The sequence below is a fragment of the Ligilactobacillus hohenheimensis genome, assembly GCF_947381805.1.
GTDB lineage: Bacteria > Bacillota > Bacilli > Lactobacillales > Lactobacillaceae > Ligilactobacillus > Ligilactobacillus hohenheimensis.
This window is the reverse complement of sequence record NZ_CANCXC010000001.1, coordinates 23973-42477: the sequence shown is the minus strand read 5'-3', so window position 1 is coordinate 42477 and position 18505 is coordinate 23973. Positions and strand designations below refer to the sequence as shown.

22 protein-coding genes, 1 tRNA gene and 1 other RNA gene are annotated in these 18505 nt (G+C 51.8%); 4 read left to right on the top strand and 20 right to left on the bottom strand.

Annotation, left to right across the window (positions count from 1 at the left end):
• Positions 1–29: 29 nt before the first annotated feature.
• On the bottom strand, positions 30–1043 hold the full coding sequence (gap, locus tag QOR60_RS00230) for a type I glyceraldehyde-3-phosphate dehydrogenase (RefSeq protein ID WP_283581354.1): 1014 nt from the start codon (positions 1041–1043) through the stop codon (positions 30–32).
• Positions 1044–1451: 408 nt separating this feature from the next.
• Between gap and QOR60_RS00225 the strand changes: the two genes are divergently transcribed.
• The 3 genes from QOR60_RS00225 (at position 1452) to QOR60_RS00215 (ending at position 2436) form a co-directional block, all read left to right on the top strand.
• Positions 1452–1523 (top strand) — tRNA-Arg (locus QOR60_RS00225).
• Positions 1524–1682: 159 nt separating this feature from the next.
• On the top strand, positions 1683–2276 hold the full coding sequence (gene clpP / locus QOR60_RS00220) for an ATP-dependent Clp endopeptidase proteolytic subunit ClpP (protein WP_283581353.1): 594 nt from the start codon (positions 1683–1685) through the stop codon (positions 2274–2276).
• 22 nt (positions 2277–2298) lie between these two features.
• On the top strand, positions 2299–2436 hold the full coding sequence (locus QOR60_RS00215; protein WP_283581352.1) for a hypothetical protein: 138 nt from the start codon (positions 2299–2301) through the stop codon (positions 2434–2436).
• A gap of 215 nt (positions 2437–2651) precedes the next feature.
• On the opposite strand, the gene groL is transcribed toward QOR60_RS00215, so the two are convergent.
• From groL to QOR60_RS00200, 3 genes are all read right to left on the bottom strand, one after another.
• On the bottom strand, positions 2652–4286 hold the full coding sequence (gene groL / locus QOR60_RS00210) for a chaperonin GroEL (RefSeq protein WP_283581351.1): 1635 nt from the start codon (positions 4284–4286) through the stop codon (positions 2652–2654).
• Positions 4287–4337: 51 nt separating this feature from the next.
• Positions 4338–4622 carry a co-chaperone GroES gene (gene groES, locus QOR60_RS00205; RefSeq protein WP_283581350.1) on the bottom strand — a complete coding sequence of 95 codons (285 nt, stop codon included), beginning with the start codon at positions 4620–4622 and terminating at the stop codon, positions 4338–4340.
• Between the two features lie 220 nt (positions 4623–4842).
• Positions 4843–5484, bottom strand: a complete 642-nt coding sequence (locus QOR60_RS00200) for a redox-sensing transcriptional repressor Rex (RefSeq protein ID WP_283581349.1) — start codon at positions 5482–5484, stop codon at positions 4843–4845.
• Positions 5485–5644: 160 nt separating this feature from the next.
• On the opposite strand from QOR60_RS00200, the gene QOR60_RS00195 reads away from it, so the two are divergent.
• A complete protein-coding gene (locus tag QOR60_RS00195; RefSeq protein WP_283581348.1) occupies positions 5645–7588 on the top strand; it encodes an ABC-F family ATP-binding cassette domain-containing protein in 1944 nt (647 codons plus the stop codon).
• Between the two features lie 94 nt (positions 7589–7682).
• Here QOR60_RS00195 and QOR60_RS00190 read toward each other — a convergent pair whose 3' ends face one another.
• From QOR60_RS00190 to QOR60_RS00115, 16 genes are all read right to left on the bottom strand, one after another.
• Positions 7683–8027 carry a type II toxin-antitoxin system PemK/MazF family toxin gene (locus tag QOR60_RS00190; protein ID WP_283581347.1) on the bottom strand — a complete coding sequence of 115 codons (345 nt, stop codon included), beginning with the start codon at positions 8025–8027 and terminating at the stop codon, positions 7683–7685.
• Positions 8027–8278, bottom strand: coding sequence for a type II toxin-antitoxin system PrlF family antitoxin (locus QOR60_RS00185; RefSeq protein ID WP_283581346.1), 252 nt, complete (start codon positions 8276–8278; stop codon positions 8027–8029). Before QOR60_RS00185 ends, QOR60_RS00190 begins: the two co-directional genes overlap by 1 nt.
• Positions 8279–8475: 197 nt before the next feature.
• Positions 8476–9513, bottom strand: a complete 1038-nt coding sequence (tsaD, locus tag QOR60_RS00180) for a tRNA (adenosine(37)-N6)-threonylcarbamoyltransferase complex transferase subunit TsaD (RefSeq protein WP_283581345.1) — start codon at positions 9511–9513, stop codon at positions 8476–8478.
• Positions 9513–10088 carry a ribosomal protein S18-alanine N-acetyltransferase gene (rimI, locus tag QOR60_RS00175; RefSeq protein ID WP_283581344.1) on the bottom strand — a complete coding sequence of 192 codons (576 nt, stop codon included), beginning with the start codon at positions 10086–10088 and terminating at the stop codon, positions 9513–9515. The genes tsaD and rimI overlap by 1 nt, the downstream gene beginning before the upstream one ends.
• Entirely contained in the window at positions 10072–10800 is a 729-nt protein-coding gene (gene tsaB / locus QOR60_RS00170; protein WP_283581343.1) for a tRNA (adenosine(37)-N6)-threonylcarbamoyltransferase complex dimerization subunit type 1 TsaB, read from the bottom strand. Before tsaB ends, rimI begins: the two co-directional genes overlap by 17 nt.
• Positions 10797–11561, bottom strand: a complete 765-nt coding sequence (locus QOR60_RS00165) for an acyl-[acyl-carrier-protein] thioesterase (protein WP_283581342.1) — start codon at positions 11559–11561, stop codon at positions 10797–10799. Before QOR60_RS00165 ends, tsaB begins: the two co-directional genes overlap by 4 nt.
• A 3-nt stretch (positions 11562–11564) precedes the next feature.
• Positions 11565–12443, bottom strand: coding sequence for a 16S rRNA (cytidine(1402)-2'-O)-methyltransferase (gene rsmI, locus QOR60_RS00160; protein WP_283581989.1), 879 nt, complete (start codon positions 12441–12443; stop codon positions 11565–11567).
• Positions 12443–12790 carry a DNA replication initiation control protein YabA gene (locus QOR60_RS00155; protein ID WP_283581341.1) on the bottom strand — a complete coding sequence of 116 codons (348 nt, stop codon included), beginning with the start codon at positions 12788–12790 and terminating at the stop codon, positions 12443–12445. The genes rsmI and QOR60_RS00155 overlap by 1 nt, the downstream gene beginning before the upstream one ends.
• A gap of 12 nt (positions 12791–12802) precedes the next feature.
• A complete protein-coding gene (gene holB, locus QOR60_RS00150) occupies positions 12803–13786 on the bottom strand; it encodes a DNA polymerase III subunit delta' (RefSeq protein WP_283581340.1) in 984 nt (327 codons plus the stop codon).
• A gap of 22 nt (positions 13787–13808) precedes the next feature.
• Entirely contained in the window at positions 13809–14465 is a 657-nt protein-coding gene (gene tmk / locus QOR60_RS00145; protein WP_283581339.1) for a dTMP kinase, read from the bottom strand.
• A gap of 39 nt (positions 14466–14504) precedes the next feature.
• Positions 14505–15104, bottom strand: a complete 600-nt coding sequence (recR, locus tag QOR60_RS00140; protein WP_283581338.1) for a recombination mediator RecR — start codon at positions 15102–15104, stop codon at positions 14505–14507.
• A gap of 17 nt (positions 15105–15121) precedes the next feature.
• Positions 15122–15436, bottom strand: coding sequence for a YbaB/EbfC family nucleoid-associated protein (locus QOR60_RS00135; protein ID WP_283581337.1), 315 nt, complete (start codon positions 15434–15436; stop codon positions 15122–15124).
• A 37-nt stretch (positions 15437–15473) separates the two neighbouring features.
• Positions 15474–17177: a DNA polymerase III subunit gamma/tau gene (gene dnaX / locus QOR60_RS00130; protein WP_283581336.1), complete on the bottom strand. Its 1704-nt coding sequence runs from the start codon at positions 17175–17177 to the stop codon at positions 15474–15476.
• Between the two features lie 84 nt (positions 17178–17261).
• Positions 17262–17348: signal recognition particle sRNA small type (gene ffs, locus QOR60_RS00125), an RNA gene on the bottom strand.
• Positions 17349–17395: 47 nt separating this feature from the next.
• Positions 17396–17899, bottom strand: coding sequence for a tRNA adenosine(34) deaminase TadA (tadA, locus tag QOR60_RS00120; RefSeq protein ID WP_283581335.1), 504 nt, complete (start codon positions 17897–17899; stop codon positions 17396–17398).
• Positions 17899–18501 carry a class I SAM-dependent methyltransferase gene (locus tag QOR60_RS00115; RefSeq protein WP_283581334.1) on the bottom strand — a complete coding sequence of 201 codons (603 nt, stop codon included), beginning with the start codon at positions 18499–18501 and terminating at the stop codon, positions 17899–17901. Before QOR60_RS00115 ends, tadA begins: the two co-directional genes overlap by 1 nt.
• Positions 18502–18505: the final 4 nt, after the last annotated feature.

Sequence of the window (18505 nt, the reverse complement as noted above, 5' to 3'; positions counted from 1 at the left end):
AGCAGAAAATATTAGCGTTCAGCTAAATATTAAAGCATGCTTGCAAACTTCTCTAAGGTCCGAATCATCTGAGCCGTGAAACCAGATTCGTTGTCGTACCATGAAACGGTCTTAACAACCTGTCCTTCATCGCCGCCAACAACCTGTGTCTGTGTTGGGTCAAATACTGAACCGAATGACGTCCCGATAACGTCTGATGAAACGATTTCGTCTTCGTTGCAGCCGAATGAAGCGTTACCTTCCGTAGCCTTCTTAACAGCGGCGTTAACTTCGTCAGCCGTAACCTTCTTGTCAAGAACAGAAACTAATTCTGTAACTGAACCCGTGATTGTTGGAACACGAAGTGCGTGGCCATCAAGCTTGCCGCCCAGTTCAGGAACAACCTTCCCAAGAGCCTTAGCAGCACCAGTTGAGTGAGGGATGATGTTCTGAGCAGCAGCACGGCCGTTCCGGAAGTTAGCCTTGCGGTCCGGACCATCCTGAAGCTTCTGTGAAGCCGTGTAGGCGTGAACCGTCGTCATCGTACCAGCCTTGATGCCGAATGCATCGTTAACAGCCTTAGCCATCGGTGCAAGACAGTTGGTCGTGCATGATGCAGCTGAGATGATGTCGTCATCTGGTGTGATAATGTCATCGTTAACACCGTAAACAACCGTCTTCATGTCACCAGCAGGAGCTGAAACAAGAACCTTCTTGGCACCAGCCTTCAGGTGTGAAGAAGCCTTTTCTGGTGATGTGTAGAAACCAGTTGATTCAAGAACAAGTTCAACACCGTCGTTCTTTACCCAAGGAATGTTTGTCGCATCTGCTTCGGCGTAAACAGGAATTTCCTTTCCGTTTACAATGATTGCATTGTCCGTAGCTGAGATTTCAGCGTCAAACTTACCATGAGCCGTGTCGTACTTAAGAAGACGAGCAAGCATTGATGGTGAAGTTAAGTCGTTGATAGCAACAACTTCAAGGTCATCTGAAACAGCAGCGATCCGACGGAATGCTAACCGACCGATCCGGCCAAACCCATTAATACCAACTTTAGTAGTCATACTAAAATTTCCTCCTTGTGGAAATAAAATTTATTTTAAAAAGTAGCACAGAAGCACCACCATTTTAAAAACACTTTCAGTCCCGCGTACAAAAATGTTTCCATTCTTGCCGGGCGACCCATCACTTGATAGCTCTCACTATCCCGATCCAAACCGCAGGAAACCCGATCTCAATTACAATGATATTGTAGCAATTCTCCCCCCCGCTTGCAAGCAACTTCACTTATTCACCCTTATCAGGATTCACCCCTTTCACTGCGCCCCCGGTTCTCCCTTACAGTACCAGGCATTCAACGGGTTTTTATCGGTCAATCCCCAAAGATATGGGCGGACATATCTACGCCTCCCAAAAACTCGAAAAAAAGACTTGCAATTTAATTCCAATCACGATACTATAATAAGCGTGCTGCGCCGCTAGTGTAATGGATCGCACGCAAGATTCCGGTTCTTGTAATCGGGGTTCGACTCCCCGGTGGCGCATTCAAGATTGAAGCGAAGGTTGGGACGTTGGTCTCAGCCTCTTTTTGTATCCCGCATTTATCCAAAACATGATTTGACCATTTTTGACCTTTGTATTAAAATTAAAGCAACGCACGGTGAAGACTGCGCAAGTTACATTATAAGTAGGAGGCGGTTCACATGAACTTAGTACCAACAGTGATTGAGCAATCATCTCGCGGTGAACGCGCGTACGATATTTACTCCCGGTTGCTCAAGGACCGGATTATTATGCTTTCAGGCGAGATCAATGACGACATGGCAAACGCAATTATTGCCCAACTGCTCTTCCTGGATGCTCAGGATTCTAATAAGGATATTTACCTGTACATTAACTCACCCGGTGGCAGCGTTTCAGCCGGATTAGCCATTTACGATACGATGAACTTCGTTAACGCCGATGTTCAGACGATTGTGATGGGAATGGCAGCATCAATGGCATCTGTGCTGGCAACCGCCGGCACTAAGGGAAAGCGGTTTGCCCTTCCCCACTCTGAGATTATGATCCACCAGCCACTTGGTGGGGCACAGGGGCAATCCACTGAAATTCAAATTGCTGCTGAGCACATTTTAAAGACCCGGGAATTAATTAACAAAATCCTTGCTGACGGTTCTGGCCAAACAATCAAGAAGATTAACCAGGATACTGACCGGGACAACTTCATGACTGCTCAGGAAGCCGTTGACTACGGGTTGATTGACGGCATCATGGAAAACAAAAAGGCAATGAAATAACAACTAATCAGGTGATTTTATAATGGAAAAAGATGCTCCACTATGCACAACGGGAATGACCTGTACGAAGGGATACCCGTGTGCCGGGCCTGATGGAATTTGCCACTGCCCCATGAAGACTGACAAGGTCTGCATGTGCAACGGCAAGTGTCAGGTTTAAAGTAAAACTCCTTCCCGGAATGAGTACGGGAAGGAGTTTTATTTTATGGGTACGACGGGATTACCGCCTAACCCATCTCACGATTCTCTACTAGATTCCATTAATATGATTAAACGTTACGTTTGAGAAAATAGCACAAAAGCACCCCAGACCACGGTTAGCTTAACCACGATTTGGGGTGCTTATTACTCTTTTCTAATTACTGTTGGCCAGAATTACATCATTCCGCCCATTCCACCGGCAGCCGGGTTAGCGGCACCAGCAGCGGCGTTGTCTTCCTTTTCAGGCTTATCAGCAACAACCGCTTCCGTTGTGAGCAGCAGGGCTGAAACGCTGGCAGCGTTCTGCAGTGCTGAACGGGTAACCTTTGTCGGGTCAACAACCCCGGCGTCAACCATGTCGACCCATTCACCGGTTGCAGCGTTGAACCCAACACCTGGCTTCTGTTCCTTCAGCTTCTCAACGATAACGGAACCTTCTAAGCCGGCGTTTTCAGCGATCTGCCGTACTGGTTCTTCGAGGGCGCGCTTAACGATGTTAACCCCCGTCTGAACGTCGCCGCTTTCCTTGATGGCAGCAACTTTGTCAATGACGTTAACAAGTGCCGTACCACCACCAGGAACGAAGCCTTCTTCAACGGCAGCCCGCGTAGCGTTGAGGGCGTCTTCAATCCGGTACTTCCGTTCCTTCAATTCGGTTTCGGTTGCGGCCCCAACCTTGATTACGGCAACCCCACCGGCTAACTTAGCCAGCCGTTCCTGGAGCTTCTCCTTGTCAAAGTCAGACGTTGCTTCCGCAATCTGCTTCCGGATCTGGTCAACCCGCTCGTCGATGGCATCCTTAGCGCCGGCACCCTCAACGATCGTCGTGTTTTCCTTCGTAACGGTTACCTTCCCAGCTGAACCTAACTGGTCAAGCGTAACGTCCTTCAACTGCAGGCCAAGGTCGTCCGTGATAACCGTAGCACCCGTCAGAATGGCGATGTCTTCAAGCATTGCCTTCCGCCGGTCACCAAAGCCAGGAGCCTTAACAGCAACGGCCTTGAACGTTCCCCGGATGTTGTTCAAAACAAGTGTTGGAAGAGCTTCACCGTCAACGTCGTCAGCGATGATTAACAGTGAACGTCCCTGCTGAACAATCTGCTGTAACAGGTCCATGATTTCCTGGATGTTTGAAATCTTCTTGTCCGTAATCAGGATGTACGGGTTGTCCAGGTCAGCTTCCATCTTGTCGTTGTCCGTTACCATGTACTGTGACAGGTAGCCGCGGTCGAACTGCATCCCTTCAACAACGTCGAGAGTCGTGTCAATCCCCTTTGACTCTTCGATGGTAATAACCCCATCCTTACCAACTTTTTCCATGGCGTTAGAGATTAATTCCCCAACCTTTTCGTTAGCGGCTGAAATTGAAGCAACCTGTGCAATGTCACTCTTTGATTCAACCTTGTGGGACTGTTCGTGCAGGGCCTTAACGGCAACATCCGTTGCTTCTTCGATCCCCTTCCGGATTCCAACAGGGTTAGCACCCGCCGTCACGTTCTTCATCCCGGCGTTTACGATTGCCTGCGTCAGAACCGTTGCGGTCGTCGTTCCGTCACCAGCGATGTCGTTGGTCTTTGAAGCAACTTCAGCCACAAGCTTAGCACCCATGTTCTCGAAGTGGTCTTCTAATTCGATTGACTTGGCAATCGTTACCCCATCGTTTGTAATTGTTGGGGAACCGTATGACTGCTCCAACACAACATTCCGTCCCTTTGGTCCAATCGTTGACTTAACTGTGTCGGCTAACTTGTCAACCCCAGCTAACATCTTCTTGCGTGCGTCTTCCGCAAACTTAATTTCCTTAGCCATTGTCATATCACCTCATGTGTTAGATTTTAAACTCGTCATCACCGCTGACAACTAGTCAACGATGGCCATTAAGTCCTTTTCGTGGACAACTAAGTATGACTCACCATCATGCTTAACTTCGGTTCCAGCGTACTTGTCAAAGAGAACCGTGTCGCCCTCCTTAACCTTCGGTGCAACCGTCGTGCCGTTTTCAAGGGTTAACCCTTCACCAACAGCAACCACCTTAGCGGTTTGTGGCTTTTCCTTGGCGTTGCTTGCTAAAACAATGCCCCCAACCGTTTGCTCTTTTTCTTCTTCTACTTTTAAGATTACGCGATCTCCTAATGGCTTAAGCACAAGCTATCCCTCCAAATGATTTATTTAGCACTCATCATTGGTAAGTGCTAACCTACAATTCATATACTACACACTTTTGCCATGAAGTGCAAGCATTTTTTGTCACTCTTTGCAGGAGAGTGCTAATTAATTAGTAAATAAAAAACCACCGGCTAATTTCGTGTCCTAAATGTCCACTTAGCATCGTCCGTTAACCTGGTAGCTTTCTTCATTAATATGATTATTCTTCATCCTTCTTCGGCCCAAAGTGGTCCAGGAAGTAGATCAGCGTCTGCAGCTCGTTCGTCAAATCCACGTTTTGAATCCGGACTGTTTCCGGGGCTGCAATCCGCATCGGGGTAAAGTTCAAAATTCCCTTCACCCCCGCCGCAATCATCTGATCGGCAACGCTCTGGGCAACGGACGCCGGCACCGTGAGGATTGCCACCTCAATCTGCTGGACGGTCAGCTGCTCCTGCATGTCCGCCATCGGGTAAACCGGCACACCGTTTTGAATTGTTCCGGTAATGTCGTCGTTAATATCAAACGCCGCACTGATCCGCACGTTATTGCTCTGGTGGAAATTAAAGTTGAGGAGCGCATGCCCCAGATTCCCGACCCCAATCAATGCAACGTTTGTCAGCTTATCCTGACTCAGGGTCTTTTTAAAAAATGCTAGTAAACTATCAACGTGGTACCCGTACCCGCGTTTTCCAAGCGCACCGAAGTACGAGAAGTCCCGCCGGATTGTTGCTGAATCAATCTTGACCGCCTCGGCAAGTTCCGTTGAAGAAACCCGCTCTTTCCCCGCATCCTTAAGAAAATTAAGGTAGCGGTAGTAAATTGGTAACCGCCGGGCAGTCGCCTGTGGAATTTTTGCCATGCTGTTAAACTCCCTTCAATTAATCTTCACAAGCAACTATAACATAAACGTTGATATTAGTACGAATTAACCCGCTAACTTCACAATCTCTTTACGTGTTTTTCGAAAATCATATGCTAAAATAGGTAGGATTATTACTTTGAACGAAAGGATGCATACCATGATACTGCTCCAAGCACAAAAAGTTGCCCGGCATTTCGGGGCTGATACCCTCTTCCACGACATTAACCTGGACATCCAGGACGGCGACCGGATTGCGCTCGTTGGCCGGAACGGCGCAGGAAAATCCACCCTCATTAAGATGCTCACGGGAGAAACAGAACCCGATGAAGGGCAAATCATCCGACGGAAGGACCTTACCATCGGTTACCTTGCCCAGAACGCCGGCTTATCGTCGGGCCGATCCCTGTACGATGAAATGTTAAGCGTGTTTGCGCCCCTTCAAAAAATGGAAGCGGAAATTCACCGGTTAGAGGAACAAATGGCCAACCCACCGATGGATCCGGCCTCGCCCGAATACCAGCAACTCCTCGACCACTACGACCAACTGCAGCACGATTTTAAGGAGCAAAACGGATACGGTTACGAAACAGAGGTTAAGTCCGTCCTGACCGGGTTTAAGTTTTTCCCCGAGGACTATGACCGCCCGGTTGATACCCTCTCCGGGGGTCAGAAAACGCGGTTAGCCCTGGCAAAACTTCTCCTCGAAAAAAAGGATCTGTTAATCCTGGACGAACCGACCAACCACCTCGATATCGCCACGCTTACCTGGCTAGAAGGTTACATTCAGTCGTACCAGGGCGCCCTCCTAATCGTTTCCCACGACCGGTACTTCCTCGACCGGATTGTGAACCAGGTTTACGAGATTGGGAACGGCACCAGCGCCCACTACACCGGCAACTACTCCCAGTATGTTAAGGAACGGGCCGCCCGGCAAAAAGCAGCGTGGAAGGCCTACGAAAAACAGCAGGCAAAAATCCATGAAATGGAGGAGTTTGTCAACAAAAACATTGTACGGGCCTCAACCACTAAACGGGCGCAGAGCCGGCGCAAACAGTTGGAAAAAATGGAGCGGCTGGATAAACCGGCAGGAGACGAGCGCGCCATGCGGTTTACGTTTACCCCGGAAAAGGAGAGCGGCAACATTGTCCTGACGGTCAAGGACGCCGCCATTGGTTATGATGGGAACACACTGGCTGCCCCCATTAACTTTGAGCTCCGGAAACACCAGGTGTTGACAATCGTGGGCCCGAACGGAACGGGAAAGTCAACCCTGCTTAAGAGCATTCTGGGCATGATTCCGTTCATTCACGGCAGTGCCACCCGTGGCACAAACGTGACGGTGGGATACTACGACCAGGAACACCAGGTCCTCCATGCCGAGAAGACCGTTCTTGATGAAGTCTGGGACGACCACCGGACAATGCTGGAACGGGACGTCCGCTCCGTCTTAGGAAGTTTCCTCTTTAGCGGTGACGACGTTCAAAAGCAGGTTGCCAGCCTCTCTGGCGGGGAAAAGGCCCGGCTTTTGCTTACTAAACTGGCCCTCAACCACGACAACCTGTTAGTCCTTGACGAACCGACCAACCACCTTGATATCGAAAGTAAGGAAGTGTTGGAACGGGCAATTAAGGACTTCCCGGGAACCGTATTAATGGTTTCCCACGACCGGTACTTCATTAACCAGGTCACCACGAACGTCTTAGAACTCGCCCCAACTGGCAGCACGCTTTACCTGGGGGACTACGATTACTACGTGCAAAAACGCGACGAACAGGCGCAGCCACAGGATACACCGACCGCTGAGAAAGCCACCAAGGCGCCAACACCAGCGGCCCTTGCTAATAGTAAGCAGGACTTCGCCACCCAGAAGGCGCAACAGCGGGCGCACCGGAAGCTCGAACGCGCAGTGCAACAGGCGGAAGAGCAGATGGCCGCCCTTGAAGCCCAAAAAGAAGAGCTTGAAAAGGAAATGGCCACGCATAGCGATGACCTTGGGAAACTAACGGATTTGCAAAAACAACTCGACGCCCTGACCCCGCAGCTTGAAGAAGCTGAGCAAGCCTGGGAAGAAGCGGCGTTAGCCCTTGAAGAGAACGAATAAATTAATCCATTAAAATAGACGAGCATGTCTGAAGCAATCAACTTCTACGTGCTCGTCTGTTTTTAAAATCTTATACCAAACCCTGTTGATGTGGTTAAAAGAATTGCTGGATTATTGCTGTAACCGCACGGATTTGCTTAGCTGATAGTTTCCCTTGAACGCCACTTTTAATTCGGCTATGAATATCTAATGAACGAATGTGCTGTAACAACAAAGTTCCATGAACCTCATTAACATCAACCGGGATAAATAACGGTGATTTCACATAGCGCGTATCCTTTCGGTATTTAGGTGCCGAGCTAATCGGCGCGACAATTACCGTGTTAAAAAAATGATTGTACTGCGCGTTACTAATAACAACACACGGGCGGACCTTGCTTTCCTCATGTCCCCGTGTTGGATTTAAATCAACAAAAACAATCTCCCCCTGTTGGTACACTAATCAATCACCTCTGTCCCCACGTCACTACCCCAATCAAATTCTGGGGTATCAATGCTTCCATATTCCTTTTCCTGTTGGGCAACTACGTCCCACAAATTGGCATTTGATTCCTGTTTTTCTAACGTAATCTGTCCCTCATCAGTGACAACAAATTCTAGCGTATCCGCCCGTTTCAAATTTAATAAATCACGGATTGCTTTCGGGATAGTTACTTGATTTTTAGCGGTCATCGTTGCTGATACAATCATCTAATTACCCCCTTACTTTTACCTTACGTACAGTGTATTCGTCCTTACATTGTAAGTCAATTCTTATTCATTAAGAAAAGGCGCTTAAAATGGGCACCGCGTTCCCTTCATCACCAGAACTTGACAAAGAACCATTAAAACAGACGAGCACGTCAAAAGCAATTAACTCCCACGTGCTCGTCTGTTTTTCAATCTAATTATTTTTCAATTTCGTCAAGGTACGGGAACTCGAGGGATGGATCGGCGTTAAGATTAAGGTCTGCCTGGACTCCGTGCTGGTAAAGCATCGTCCCGGCCGCCCCAATCATGGCGGCGTTATCCCCGCACAGTTTTAACGGCGCTTGGAGAAGCTCCACCCGCGGAAAAGCCCGCATCGCATCCGTTAACTGACTGCGCAACCCCGTATTCGCAGCGACTCCCCCGGCGAGGATCAGTTGCCGGGTCGTTGGGTACTGGCGAAGAGCCCGCGTGGTCTTGGTCACAAGAATGTCTACAACAGCCTGCTGGAAGCTAGCTGCCAGGTCATCCCGTGAGAGTTGTTCCCCGACCTGGTCGGCATGGTGCACCGTATTAATAAACGCACTCTTCAGACCACTAAAACTGAAGTCGAGGTTATCCTCCTGCAGCATCGCCCGGGGAAAGCTAAACGTGTCGTGGCCGCGGTGGGCCATCGCATCCAGTTCCTTTCCTGCCGGATACGCAACACCGAGCACCCGGCCGACCTTATCGTACGCTTCACCGGCCGCATCGTCGCGGGTATCCCCAATAATCACGAAGGAACCCTCTTCCTTCAACCACACTAATTCGGTGTGCCCGCCGGAAACAAGGAGAGCGAGTGCCGGGAACTTGATTTCCCCTGCAAACCGGGCCGCATAGATGTGCCCAGCCATGTGGTTGACCGGAATCAACGGCAAGTGGTGGGCAAACGCCACCGCCTTGGCAGCAGCCACTCCCACCAAGAGGGCGCCTACCAACCCCGGACCGTACGTTACGGCCACCGCCGTAAGATCATCGTAGGTCACGTGGGCCTCCTGCATCGCCGCGTTTAAGCACCACGTCACCTGTTCGATATGGTGGCGGCTGGCAACCTCCGGAACGACACCCCCAAAACGTTGGTGACTCTTAATTTGGGTAGCCACAACGTTAGAAAGGATTGTTGCGCCGTTTTCAATCACCGCAACGCTCGTCTCATCGCAACTTGATTCAAATGCTAAAATCAGGGTTCGTTTTCCCATTATGATTGGTCTCCCTTGTCATACTGCATTTCAACGGCATCCTCTGCTTCGTGGTCGGTTAACTTATAGTAATTCTTAACCGTCCGCCGTTTGCCAAAGCCAACCCGCGCATACCGGTGTTGTTCATCGGTGTTTGTTTCCTTAACCGCCAGTTTGATTTGCTGGCACCCGTGCTGCTGGGCCTCCTGCGTGAGACCGCGGATTAACCGTTCCCCCACGCCCCGGTGAAGGTACTGGGGAAGGACGGCAATCCGCGTAATGTCGGCCGTCCCGTTGGCTAAGTCAAACCGACACCCGGCAAACGCAACTAACCGGTCATTGTGCCGGAATGCGAGGTACATGTAGTGCTGGCGGTCGTTTAGTTCCCGTTCTAACTGAGCCGCTGACCACGGCGCATGGCCGTGAAAAATCGCCTGTTCAAGCGTAATCATTTCCGGGATATCCGGGACAACCGCCCGGCACACCAGGTAATTATCGTGCTCAACCTGCACGTCGTGGTTCTGAAACTCCAATGCTTCCCGGCGCTGCCGCCGCTGGGTAATGGCATTCGTTAACTGTTTAATACTTTTCCACATAGTTGGTTGGGTGCCCCTTTTCTTCTGGATGTTGCTGGTACCAATCAGCTTCGGCCTGGGTTAACCGCAAGTACCGCGGAACAAACGCATCCACGTTTGTTACCGGCGCCCTTTGCCGCCCCAACAGACCGAGGACGTATGCTTGCGGATAGTTAAACTGCGCCGGAGCAACGTGAACGTCACGCCCAAACAGGTCAACGAGTTGCTCGTGGAGCTGCCAGCAATCACTCCCAACAAACACGTAGTCCTCATCCCGGATGGCCGTTGCCAAATCAACCAGTGAAATATGTTGGTCCGGAATGACCTCCGTCAACTGATCCCGGTGCCACCGGTATGCGCCGGCAAACACGTTATTTCGCCGTGCATCAAACACCGGCACAATTAGCCGGTGATGTTCTGGCCGGTATCCGGCCGCCAACACCCGCAGGCTGGAGACACCAACTAGTTCCCGGTTGAGCGTTGCCGCCAACGTTTTTGCGGTGGTCGCCCCGATTCGCAGTCCGGTATATGAACCTGGGCCGGCTGCGACGACAAAGCGGTCAATCTCATCCACCGAAACCGCCGCCCGCTCAAGCAGAGCTGCGATAACGGGCATCAGGGTCGCCCCGTGGTCCCGCCGCACGGTCGTAGTCATCGTTGCAAGGAGCCGCTCATCATCAAGGACCGCCACCGTCAACGGCATATTAGAAGTATCAATCGCTAAGATTTTCATTCGTGGTCTCCTTTACCAGCCGCGATTGGCCGCCACTCGATTTCAGCCACGCAGTTGACCTCATCACCGTTTTTAATCTGATGGGCCGTCCGGAGGTGGTCATCACTAATAAACTGGACCTCACTGCGGGCGACATCGCCGTAGTGTAGTTCTTTTTCATATTTAATGTTGACCCGCACTGGTTCGTGCCGGAGTAAAAATTCCCGGTCCAGGGCATCCGTCATCCAATCAAAATAATTGGTATTATGCACGTGGCGGTTTAAGTCAAGGTCAGTAAACCGAATGGCATAATCCTTTCCGGCGTCCGGAGCCGTCACCTTGGCGGGGTTGGTAATCCGTTCTCCGCGCCGCACCTTATCCGCCTGAAAAATATCGACCAGGTCGGCAGCCACCGGGACGATTTTGCGCTTATCCAGGTCGATTAACACAAAGACGGTGTGCATGCGAACAATCTCCGTCCCCTGGGCGTCCTCAATCCAAAAATCACGGTAACAGAAGTATTTATTATACGACGTTGCCTGGGTGAAAACCGTAATGGTCTCACCGTAATGGGGCCACCGGGTGACGTGCAGGTCGTGCTGGGTAACAATCCACCCTAAACCGCGCGCCTGAACCTGCGCTGCGCCCACTCCAAGTTCGGTACTCTGCTGTTCTGACGCCAGCATTAATAGGTTAAGCAACGTTGTCAGCTTAACGTTGCCCGTCACACTCATTTCATAATCAACAATCTGGTGACGATACGAATAAATCTTCCCTGCCATGTGCTACTCCTTATTTAACCCGTGATATTCATTGTAGACCGCTTGTTTTTTTAGCCCGTTTTGCTTGGCGACCCGCTTAATCGCGTCGGTCGGCCGGAGATGCTCGCTGGTAATTAACCGGTCAACCTGTTCGGTTAGGGAGCCCTGCTCCTGCGGCTCTTTCTGTACAGTCGGGTGCTCATTCCCCGCCACAATAATAACAAATTCTCCCCGGATTGTGGCATCTTTCGCCCATTCAACGGCATCCGCTAACGTCCCCCGCAAAAACTCCTCGTACCGCTTGGTTAATTCCCGGCACAGGCATACGGAGCGCTCTGCACCCAACCCATCCGCAAGGGCAGTCAGCGTTTTGGCTAACCGGTGCGGCGCCTCATAAAAAATTAGCGTCGGCCGCTCGTTTACAAGCTGAGCAATTGCCGCTGCCAATGCCCCCTTCTTCCGGGGTAAGAAGCCATAAAAAAGAAACGGCTGCGGGGCAATTCCCGAAGCAATCAAGGCTGTAAGTGCGGCGTTTGGCCCCGGTAAGGGAATGACCGGAATCCCCTGCTGCGTGCACGCCGCAACCAGTTCCCGCCCCGGATCACTAATCGAAGGCATCCCCGCGTCGCTTACCTGGGCAATGTTTTCCCCCGCCTGCAACTTAGCGACCAGCTGGGGAACCCGCTCGCGGGTGTTATATTCATGAAAACTAATCTGTGGGGTCGTGATTTCAAAGTGATTAAGGAGTCGCTGGGTATTCCGCGTATCCTCCGCCGCAATTAAATCGGCGGCTTGAAGCACCTCAACGGCCCGGGGAGTCATATCATTTAGATTTCCAATGGGGGTCGGCACTAAGTACAACTTTCCCGTCGAAGACTCCTGAAAACTACTTGTTTGCCTAATCATGCGCGTTGCTCCCCGTAAATTAAGGTGACACAAAAGGCACACGGCTCATCGTTCTTCCGCCGTTTGCCATAAAAGTTATTGCAAACATGAAACCCTTCATTATATAGGCGTTCAAGGTTGCGGCGTGACTGGGTCATCTGCCCTGTCGCCGCCTGGTCGCTTGTATTCTCCTGTTGTCCCAGTTCGGCTAACCGCTCATGAAGATGCTCGTTTTCAATCTCCAATTCCGCATTCTTTTCGATGGCAGTAGCCGTTGCTTCCTTTAACTTCTCGACCGTCGCCGTTATCTGGTTCAATGCCGCCGTTAACTGATCAAAACTATCGTATAATTCCTTTTTTTCCATCGGATCACCTTCCTAATGCAATACGGTAATTAACCGTAATGTTAGCCCCTCAAAGGCGTTCTGAAACGAAACGTTCGCGGCTAACTGCCGGGAAACCCCAAGCGCTGCCGTGACTCCTGCCGTAAGTTGCTTTTTGGAAACCCGGGCAACCACCTGGTTAAACAGGGCCGCCATATCCGGAAAGGGCGGAGTCTCATCCTGAGCGGAAACAGCAGTCAGAAGCAGGGTACGGGTTAGTTGAACCACTAAATCCACAGCCATGGACCGTAGTTCCGGACTTGTCGCTTCCGGCATAATCCGAGTTTGAACGGCCACAAACGCCCGGTAATCACCCTGGCAAATCTGGGTAAACCACTGTTTAATCGCCGTGATTAGTTTGGGAACTACCGGATCGCCCGCCAACCGTAAAGCAACCTGCTGGTCCCGCGTAATGAGCGGCAAAAGTTCCTGCAGCTCCGTGGTTGCCCCCGCCGCCCGCAACGCTTCTCTGAGCTGAGCAACCGTTGGCGGTGCAACCTTCACCACCTGGCACCGAGAAACAATTGTCGGGAGCAGCTGCTGGGGGTGTGCACTGAGAAGAAACGCCGTCACCTGCCCGGTAGGCTCCTCCAAAAACTTTAACAGGCTGTTGGCAGCACTGGCGGTCATCTTCTCCGCTTCGCTAATGATGAAAAATTTTTGGAGCCCCTCAACCCCACTCTTACTAAACTCACTGCGCAGAAGGCGGATTTGATTGACCTTAATGGTTTGGCCGTCCGGGACAATGTGCAAAACATCAGGGTGCTCGTCCCGTTGAATTCGGTGGCACTCGTCACACTGGCCGCACGGCTGCCCGTTTACTTGCGGCTGCACACATAAGCACGCCTGTGCAACCCACCGGGCCAACGCAGTCTTCCCCGCCCCAGTTGCTCCCGTAAACAGGTACGCATGGGCGAGCGTCTTTTTCTGCGCCAACCGGGCGAAATGGGTCGCGAGGTGAGGGTGTTTAGTTGTCACCGGAATCGTCAATTTACTCTCCTTACTGCAGCTCTTTTAGGCGCGCACGCATTACTGTCAAGGCTTGCTCGGTCACCGTTGCCAGTGGCTGACTGGCATCCAACGTTATAATCCTGTCCGGTTCCTGAGCGGCTAGTTTAAGGTAGGCGTTCCGCGTGTCCTGGTAAAACTGCAACCGTTCCTGATCAAGCCGGTCAACCTTTTCCCCAGCACGATGACTATTAATCCGTGCCAGCCCCTCAGCCGGCTCAATATCAAAGTACAACGTTAACTGCGGCATCAACCCGTCCGTTGCAAATGCGTTAATCTGCCGTACCGGATCAATTCCCAGATGGCGCCCACTTCCCTGGTATACCAGGGAGCTATCAACATACCGGTCAGAAATCACCAGTTTCCCGGCCCGCAATGCTGGCAGCACCGTTTCTACCAGGTATTGCCGGCGGGAAGCAGCGTATAACAGAGCTTCCGTGCGGGCATCCATTCCCGTATTCCGGGGGTCTAAAATCACCTGCCGAATTGCTTCAGAAATACTATTCCCGCCAGGCTCCCGGGTAATCACGTACTGGTCAACGGAAAGATGTGCTGCCAGGTAAGCAACAATCTGCCGCAGGACACTCGTTTTGCCCGAGCCGTCAATTCCCTCTAACGTTACAAATGTTCCGGTTAACTTGTCTGCCATCCTTAAATTTCCAATCCTATCTTCTTGTTTTCTCGCCGGCTACAGTTCCTGCCGGCCTTCAAGCGCCTTAAAGAGCGTCATCTCATCCGCGTATTCAATATCACTACCGACAGCCAACCCGTGGGCTAGCCGGGTAACCTTAATCCCCGCTGGTTTGACCAACCGGGCAATGTACATCGCCGTGGCCTCCCCTTCCGGCGTGGCGTTGGTTGCCAAAATAACTTCCTTAATCTGTTCGTTTTGCTGCAAGCGGGTCACCAGACTGCGGATATTAATGTCTTCCGGTCCCTTCCCATCAATCGGGGAAAGCACCCCGTGCAACACGTGGTACAACCCGTGGTACTCGTTCATTTTTTCGAGTGCCATCACGTCCTTGGGTTGCTCAACCACAATCACCTGGTCCTGGTCCCGGGTTTTATCCCGGCACACCGCACACGGGTCACTCGCGGTAATGTTACCACAGATTGAACAGTAGTGAATGTCCCGCTTGGCGGCAACCAATGCCTGAGAAAACGCCGTAACGTCATCGTTATCCATATCGAGGGTGTAGAACGCTAACCGCTCTGCCGTCTTACTCCCGATTCCCGGTAGTTTCATATAACTATCAATCAACCGGGCAATTGGTTCTGGATACTGCACGGCCACCCCCTCCCTTCTTACCGTAACTTATTTGCGTACTGGCCTAACGCCTGCTGGGTTTGCTGATCAATCTGCTGCATTGCGTCGTTTACCGCCATTAAAATGAGGTCCTGCAACATTTCCACGTCGTCCGGATCAACGGCTTCCGGCTTGATCGCAATGTCCTTCATTTGCCGGTCACCGGTAAACGTCACCGTCACCATGTCATTAGCCGCTTTTCCGGTAAAGGTGGTGGTGGTCAGTTTTTCCTGATCCGCCTGCATCTGCTTTTGCATCCGCTGAACCTGCTTCATCATGTTTTGCATATTAGGCATTTGTCCCATTCCACGCATTTTATTCATCCCTTCATTAATTCATATCATCAATCTTCTAATCATCCTTGACGGTGACCGCATCGCCAAACAACTGCTGCGCCTTCGTCACCGCTTCCGGTTGGGCCTGTTTAGCTGCTGCCGGGGCAGCGGCGGCATCAAACTGGGAGTGCTGGTGCTTATGCTTGGCGTAGTAGTCCTGCCGCACCTGAGCCCACCGTGATACCGGTAAAATCACAATCGTTGGCTGGTATCCCAGCAAGCCCGCTAACGTGGCCGCCAGCGTGGCCGGGAAGTCCTGGGTTTCCATCCGCTGATACAGGTAATCGTACTTGCACCCCAATAAAATCCGGTCGTGCCCTGCCGCAAGGGGCGTCAAGGTCCGGACATAGGCCGCATGCTGGGCGTTCATCTGAGCGGGCAGGTTATCCCACTCCCGTAAAACTTCGTCCCGGGCCTGGCGCGTAGCTCCGTCTAACACACTGGTAACGGCTGCCATATCCACTTTAATGGGGGCTTCCGGCTGGGGTTTCGTTGGTGCGGGCTTATTTCCGCGAGGCGCCGCACTCTTCCCGGGTTGAAGGGCAGTCAGCTGTTGCTGAAGGTGCTTAACCTGCTGTTGAAGCGCCGCCAGCTCGGCACTTGTTGCACCCCCATCCACTTGACTATCACCGGTTGACTTGGATTGGGCCAACCGCACCGTCATCACTTCCAGGTAAACGGTGGCGTGGGCGCTAAACCGCATGGCCTCCAGTTCCTCGTTCAAAACATCAACCATCGTAACAATCCGCTCCGGGTCAATCTGAGCAGCCAGCTCCTTAAACTGGGCACTTAACCGGCCCAGCTCAAGGTGGGTGACCTCATCTGGCGCTTGCCGGTAAAGCATTAAGTCCCGGCAGTATAAAAGAACGTCCTCAACCAACCGCTGGGCGTCCTTGCCTTCATCAAGCAACTTATGAATTAGCTCCAGCGCAGGCGCCGTTTGTCCGGCAATCACCGCAGCCACGTAATTATCCAAGTCCTGTTGCGTGGCACTGCCCGTCACCATCAGGGCGTTCTCCAGGGTAACCTCGTTTTCACCAAACGAGATCACCTGATCGAGGATGCTTAACGCGTCCCGCATGCCCCCATCAGCTGCCTGGGCGATCACCTTCAGGGCTTCTTCATCAGCGGTGACCCCCTTTTGTTCGAGAATCATCGTCATCCGGTCCAAAATCACCTGGGGCTTAATCCGATGGAAGTCAAACCGCTGGGTCCGGGAAATTATCGTTGCCGGAATCTTTTGGGGTTCGGTTGTTGCCAGGATAAAGACGACGTTTGCCGGGGGTTCTTCCAGTGTTTTTAACAGCGCATTAAACGCCCCGGTCGACAGCATATGAACTTCATCGATGATGTACACCTTATAGTCGGCCTCGGTCGGCGCATACTTCGCCTTATCCCGGATGTCGCGGATTTCCTCCACCCCGTTGTTGGAGGCCGCATCGATTTCGATTACGTCACCCAGCGTCCCGTTGGTGATTGCCTTACAGGTGGCGCACTCGTTACACGGCTCACCGTCCTGCTGGTGATGACAGTTAATAGCCTTGGCAAAAATCTTAGCCGCAGACGTTTTCCCGGTCCCCCGGGGGCCAGTAAATAGGTACGCATGGGACGTTTGCCCGGTTGCTAAGGCGTTCCGCAGCGTCCGGGTAACTAGCTGTTGTCCGACTAAATCCGCAAACCGCTGGGGCCGCCATACCCGATAAAGTGCTTGGTAAGCCATGGTTCTCCTCCTTACTCCGTTAAATATGTATGTTGGGGGACAAAAATCTCCCGGTTCGGGAACGAACCGGGAGTTTCCATTCATATCAACTTAGGACACATGCTGAACCAAACTTAGTGCTGCTTCCTTCCGGACCTGACACGGTTCGTAAGGACAACATTGTCCTAAGGCCTTACGGCAAAGTCTATGATACATGAAAACTCCCCAAAAAGCTAGCCTTAATCTTCCCGCTTGGCCCGCCGTCGTGCCAACCGCTGTTTCCGCCGGACTTCCTGGAAGAACTGGGTTAACCGGGCAGCGCACTGCTCCTGCAACACTCCCGGATACACCTCAGCCTGATGGTTAAACCGCGAATCAGTCAGTAAATTCATCAGGGTTCCCGCTGCGCCAGCCTTTTTGTCCGGCGCACCGTAATAAACCCCCCGGATCCGGGAATTGATAATGGCCCCACAACACATTGGGCATGGTTCAAGGGTCACGAACAAATCACAATCAACCAACCGCCAACTATCCAGTGCCGCGTTTGCCTCCTGAATTGCCATGATCTCGGCGTGCATCGTTGCGTCTTCACTGTGTTCGCGCAGGTTATGCCCCCGCCCGATAACGCGGCCATCCCGGACCACTACGCACCCAATCGGCACTTCTCCGATGGCAGCAGCCTTTTGAGCCTCATAGAGAGCTTCTTGCATGAACTTCACCTGTTCGCCTGCCGCTAACACCATTACCGTTCACTCCTTAGCACGTAGTAGCCCTTTTGCTTCAGAACAACCTGACAATTACCAAACGTTGCTTCCATTAGTTTCTTCGCCGATGGCGCCCCCTGTTTTTTCTGTAACACAACATATAGTGTGCCTCCAGAAACAAGGTGGTCACCTGCGCCGGCTAAAATCCCGTGGACAACCTTTTTCCCCGCCCGAACCGGTGGATTAGTGATAATCAGATCATAATCCGTTGCGGGAATTGCTGCGTACCCGTCTGACTGGCAAACCGTTACGTTCTTCACCTGGTTGGCATCGGCGTTCCGCCGCGCAAGCGCAAGCGCCCGTTTGTTAACGTCACTCATCGTTACTTGACTATCAGGAAAACGCCGCGCTAGTGCAAGTCCCAGCGGACCGTATCCGCACCCCACATCAAGAATTTTATGAGGGACAATGGTTGCCTGTTCGAGGGCCGTAAGGAGGGTCCGGCTACCGTAATCAACGGTCCGCCGCGAGAACACCCCGCTATCGGTCGTAAACCGTAAATTACTTCCTAATAAGGAAAACGAAAACGTCTGCTCATCGTGCGCAGCCGTTGGTTGTGTTGAGTAGTAGTATTCCGTCACCCTC

Excerpts from the sequence above, each read along its gene's own strand:
- groL (WP_283581351.1), bottom strand. The coding sequence starts at position 4,286 with ATGGCTAAGGAAATTAAGTTTGCGGAAGACGCACGCAAGAAGATGTTA.
- dnaX (WP_283581336.1), bottom strand. The coding sequence starts at position 17,177 with ATGGCTTACCAAGCACTTTATCGGGTATGGCGGCCCCAGCGGTTTGCG.
- tsaB (WP_283581343.1), bottom strand. The coding sequence starts at position 10,800 with ATGAAAATCTTAGCGATTGATACTTCTAATATGCCGTTGACGGTGGCG.
- QOR60_RS00165 (WP_283581342.1), bottom strand. The coding sequence starts at position 11,561 with ATGGCAGGGAAGATTTATTCGTATCGTCACCAGATTGTTGATTATGAA.
- rimI (WP_283581344.1), bottom strand. The coding sequence starts at position 10,088 with ATGTGGAAAAGTATTAAACAGTTAACGAATGCCATTACCCAGCGGCGG.
- QOR60_RS00195 (WP_283581348.1), top strand. The coding sequence starts at position 5,645 with ATGATACTGCTCCAAGCACAAAAAGTTGCCCGGCATTTCGGGGCTGAT.
- QOR60_RS00135 (WP_283581337.1), bottom strand. The coding sequence starts at position 15,436 with ATGCGTGGAATGGGACAAATGCCTAATATGCAAAACATGATGAAGCAG.
- QOR60_RS00185 (WP_283581346.1), bottom strand. The coding sequence starts at position 8,278 with ATGATTGTATCAGCAACGATGACCGCTAAAAATCAAGTAACTATCCCG.
- tsaD (WP_283581345.1), bottom strand. The coding sequence starts at position 9,513 with ATGGGAAAACGAACCCTGATTTTAGCATTTGAATCAAGTTGCGATGAG.
- gap (WP_283581354.1), bottom strand. The coding sequence starts at position 1,043 with ATGACTACTAAAGTTGGTATTAATGGGTTTGGCCGGATCGGTCGGTTA.
- QOR60_RS00155 (WP_283581341.1), bottom strand. The coding sequence starts at position 12,790 with ATGGAAAAAAAGGAATTATACGATAGTTTTGATCAGTTAACGGCGGCA.
- tmk (WP_283581339.1), bottom strand. The coding sequence starts at position 14,465 with ATGGCAGACAAGTTAACCGGAACATTTGTAACGTTAGAGGGAATTGAC.
- tadA (WP_283581335.1), bottom strand. The coding sequence starts at position 17,899 with ATGGTGTTAGCGGCAGGCGAACAGGTGAAGTTCATGCAAGAAGCTCTC.
- clpP (WP_283581353.1), top strand. The coding sequence starts at position 1,683 with ATGAACTTAGTACCAACAGTGATTGAGCAATCATCTCGCGGTGAACGC.
- QOR60_RS00215 (WP_283581352.1), top strand. The coding sequence starts at position 2,299 with ATGGAAAAAGATGCTCCACTATGCACAACGGGAATGACCTGTACGAAG.
- QOR60_RS00200 (WP_283581349.1), bottom strand. The coding sequence starts at position 5,484 with ATGGCAAAAATTCCACAGGCGACTGCCCGGCGGTTACCAATTTACTAC.